4 protein-coding genes are annotated in these 3,648 nt (G+C 60.8%); 1 reads left to right on the top strand and 3 read right to left on the bottom strand.

The window, feature by feature from the left end; all coding sequences use genetic code 11:
* On the top strand, positions 1-1,167 hold a 1,167-nt coding region (locus EOA27_RS27305), incomplete at its 5' end, for an adenylate/guanylate cyclase domain-containing protein (protein ID WP_145970562.1).
* A gap of 15 nt (positions 1,168-1,182) precedes the next feature.
* On the opposite strand, the gene EOA27_RS27300 is transcribed toward EOA27_RS27305, so the two are convergent.
* The 3 genes from EOA27_RS27300 to EOA27_RS27290 all read right to left on the bottom strand — a co-directional run.
* On the bottom strand, positions 1,183-1,662 hold the full coding sequence (locus EOA27_RS27300; protein WP_127257718.1) for a class I SAM-dependent methyltransferase: 480 nt from the start codon (positions 1,660-1,662) through the stop codon (positions 1,183-1,185).
* 191 nt (positions 1,663-1,853) lie between these two features.
* Positions 1,854-3,035 (bottom strand): ABC transporter permease, encoded by a 1,182-nt coding sequence (locus EOA27_RS27295; RefSeq protein ID WP_126081349.1) that lies wholly within the window; start codon positions 3,033-3,035, stop codon positions 1,854-1,856.
* A partial coding sequence (locus EOA27_RS27290) for an ABC transporter permease (protein WP_145970561.1) occupies positions 3,032-3,648 on the bottom strand: 617 nt, incomplete at its 5' end. The genes EOA27_RS27290 and EOA27_RS27295, both read right to left, overlap by 4 nt.

Genomic DNA, 3,648 nt, shown 5'->3' with positions numbered 1-3,648 from the left:
CTCGACACCAACGCCACGCTGAAAACCCTGCAGAAGGACGAATACACCTGCGCGCTGTGTTCCCAGGGCTATTCGCCGACGCTGGACGAGATGGTCGAGGTGACATTCACCGTCAGTCCCCGCACACGCAGGATTGCCGCCCACAATCCACACGAACTTCCTGCGGTGGAATATTTCCGCCAGATCTACTGGGCGTCCGGCGTCGACGTGCCGGAGGAGGGTTTCGCGCAAAAGATGGAAGAGTTCTCGCTGGAGGACATCGAGCTTGCGCCCGGTGAGAAGGCGGTTCTGCCGATACAGCTTCCGTCCGAATTCATCATTGTCTTCGAGCCGGTCACCCATTCAGCGCAGTTCATCGACGTGAAGGGCGAACCGACAAAGGAGCGCCGAAGCCTCTCTCTGGTCTTCGACCGCGACCATGTCCAGAGCCAGACGCTGGAGATGCAACCCGGCCCGTTGCGCATTTCGCTGGAAAATAGGACCGACACGCGTGTGTTGCCGGCAGTTTTCATCGCCGGCCATGAACTGCATGAATTTCTGGGGAAACGCCGACCCTTTCTCACCGCCAAGCGACTGCTGACCAACCAGACGTTCCGCGATCTCTATCGCACGGATACTTTGGCCGTCGACCAGCGCCTGAAGATCACCAGCCTGACTTTCCTGTTCACCGACCTGCGTGGATCGACCGCGCTCTACGAGCGTGTGGGCGACCTTTCGGCCTTCGATCTCGTGCGGGAGCATTTTCAGGTTCTGCAAGATATCGTCGCGGCGGAGGCGGGCGCGGTGGTGAAGACCATCGGCGATGCCGTGATGGCGACCTTCGCCACGCCAGATCGTGCGATTGCTGCGGCCCTCAGGATGCGCGATGCCATGCGCGCGCTCAACGACAAGAGTGGGCGCGAGGATCTGCTGCTCAAGATCGGTGTCCATGCCGGCCCCTGCATCGCCGTGTCCTTGAACGAGCGGCAGGACTATTTCGGCCAGACGGTCAACATTGCTTCGCGGGTCCAGAACCTTGCCAACGCACAGGCGATCTTCGCCACTCGTGCGGTGGTCGACGACAATCTCACCGCCGACCTGCTACGCAGGAAAGCGCTGAAGCCGGAGCCCCACGAGGTCTCGCTGCGCGGCATTGAGCGGGAGGTTGCTGTCTATATGATCCCCTGAAGACTTCTCGACCTCTCACAGTCGCCTATAGATAAAATAACGGTCGGCGGGCACCGAAGGCGGCGGCGGGAGGCGTTCCAAGTGCGGGTGATCGAGCGGCGTGCCGCTGACGGCGATGCCGCCGACGCGAAGCAGGCGCGCGGTCAGGTCGGGAAGCCAGGTAGCGGTCACTGCGTCGCGATCTTCATACCCGGTGCCGATGTCGGCATGAAGAAGAGCGGCGTCGATGCCAATGAACCTGATCGCCGTCTCGCGTATTTCGCCGAGCACGAGGTTTTCAGCTTCGGGAATTGAGCTGGCGTGGGCGGCCAGTGCGCGGTCGAACGCCACGATCCGGCGTCCGGGCAGGCGCTCGCGCAGATGATGAAACGTCCGGCCATTGCCGAGGCCGAGCTCGAGGACAGGGCCCTCGATGGTCGCCACCTGCGCGCAGACTTGATCGAGAATGTCGCGCTGCGCGGTCAGCCTGCGGATGAAACTCTCGAGGCGACTCATTTGCGTTTGTGTGTCCTGAACCAGCTCAAGAGATCGGCAATGCCCGGGACCGGAACGGTTCGCGGGTGAAACCCGAGGGCGATGTATTAAACCCCGATCGAGCCTCGCGGCATATAGAGGCGAACGATGAACACTGCAACAACCGAACAGGCTGCGGACAAGGCGGCCCGGCGTACAGCAGGGTAACGATGTCACTTGTAAGGGTCTGCGGCGTCCCGCAGGCCGTCGCCGAGGAAGTTGAACGCCAGGATGACGAGAATGACGGGGAGGATCGGCAAAAGCAGCCATGGATAGAACGCGATCACGCTAACGCTGCGCGCCTCGGTGAGCAGGATGCCCCAGCTGGTTATCGGCGCCCTCAGGCCAAGCCCGAGGAAGCTCAGCGCCGTCTCGCCCAGGATCATGCCGGGGATGGAGATCGTCGCCGTCGCGATCAGATGCGACATGAAGCCGGGAATGAGGTGCCGGCGGATAATGCGGCTGCTGCTGGCGCCCATCAATTGCGCGGCCAGAACGTAATCCTCCTCACGCAAGGCTAGAAGCTTTGAACGCACGGCCCGCGCCAGCCCGGTCCAGTGGAGCAGCCCGAGGATGACGGTAATGCCGAAATAGATCAGAATCGGACTCCAGGTTATCGGCATGATCGCCGCCAGAGCCAACCATAACGGAATGCTGGGAATCGATTGCAGAACTTCGATAATTCGTTGAACGATCAGGTCGGACATACCGCCATGATAGCCGGCCAGCCCCCCGATGACGATGCCAAGGACGAAGCTGAAAGCGATGCCTACGAGGCCGATCGTCAGTGAAATGCGTGCGCCATAGATGATGCGCGAGAGCACATCGCGCCCCAGCCTGTCGGTGCCGGCCAGAAAGAGCTGGCCGTTTTCGGCAGGGCAGACAAGATGCCTGTCACCTTCGATCAGGCCCCAGAACCGGTAACTGTCGCCCTTGCAGAAGAAACGGATCCGCTGAACATCATCCTGCTTGTCCATATAGTTCCGCTTGAGCGTGTCCATATCCAGCGTCATCTGGCGGCCGTAGACGAACGGCCCGACGAACTGGCCGTTGTGGAACAGGTGCACCTGCTGCGGCGGCGAATAGATGTAGTCCATGTTGCGCGTGTGCAGATTGTAGGGCGCCAGGAACTCGCAGATCAGTATCCCGAGATAAAGCGCTACCAGGAATATGCCGGACATGAGGGCAAGCCGGTGCCGCCGGAATTTCCACCACATCAGCCGCAACTGCGACGCCTGAAAGACCTTCGACTGCTCCGGCGTCATCGCCTCGACCGACTGCAGGTCAAAGGGCGCAATGGAAACGTAATGTTGCAGCGGAGCACCCGGAGCGGGCAGCGGAGATTGCGTGTTCATTTGGTGCTGCCGCCCTGCAACCGAATTCGTGGATCAAGCAGCGCCAGCGCGAGGTCGGAAATCAGGACGCCGATGACCGTCAGGAAGGCGAGGAACATCAGGAATGACCCCGCCAGATACATATCCTGGCTTTGCAGCGCCTTGATCAGCATCGGCCCGGTCGTTTCCAAAGACAGCACGATCGCCGTGATTTCGGCGCCGGAAATGATGGCCGGCAGGATCGAGCCGATGTCCGAAATGAAGAAATTGAGCGCCATGCGCAGCGGATATTTGACCAGCGCCTTGAAGGGATGAAGGCCCTTGGCGCGCGCGGTCACGACATATTGCTTGTGCAGCTCGTCGAGCAGATTGGCGCGCAGCCGCCGGATCATGCTTGCCGTGCCCCCGGTGCCGATGATCAAGACCGGGATCCAGAGATGGGCGAGGATCGATTTCGCCTTGGCCCAGCTCATCGGCTCGCCGAGATATTGCGGGTCCATGAGATGGCCGATGGACGTGCCGAACCAGATGTTGGCGAAATACATCAGGATCAGCGCCAGCATGAAATTCGGAATGGCAAGGCCGAGAAGACCGAAGAAAGTCAGGCCGTAGTCGCCCCAGCTGTATTGATGGG

The sequence above is a fragment of the Mesorhizobium sp. M2A.F.Ca.ET.037.01.1.1 genome (assembly GCF_003998075.1).
In the GTDB taxonomy this organism is placed as follows: Bacteria; Pseudomonadota; Alphaproteobacteria; order Rhizobiales; family Rhizobiaceae; genus Mesorhizobium.
Note: the sequence above shows the minus strand (reverse complement) of the source record. Positions and strands in the feature narration are given on the sequence as shown.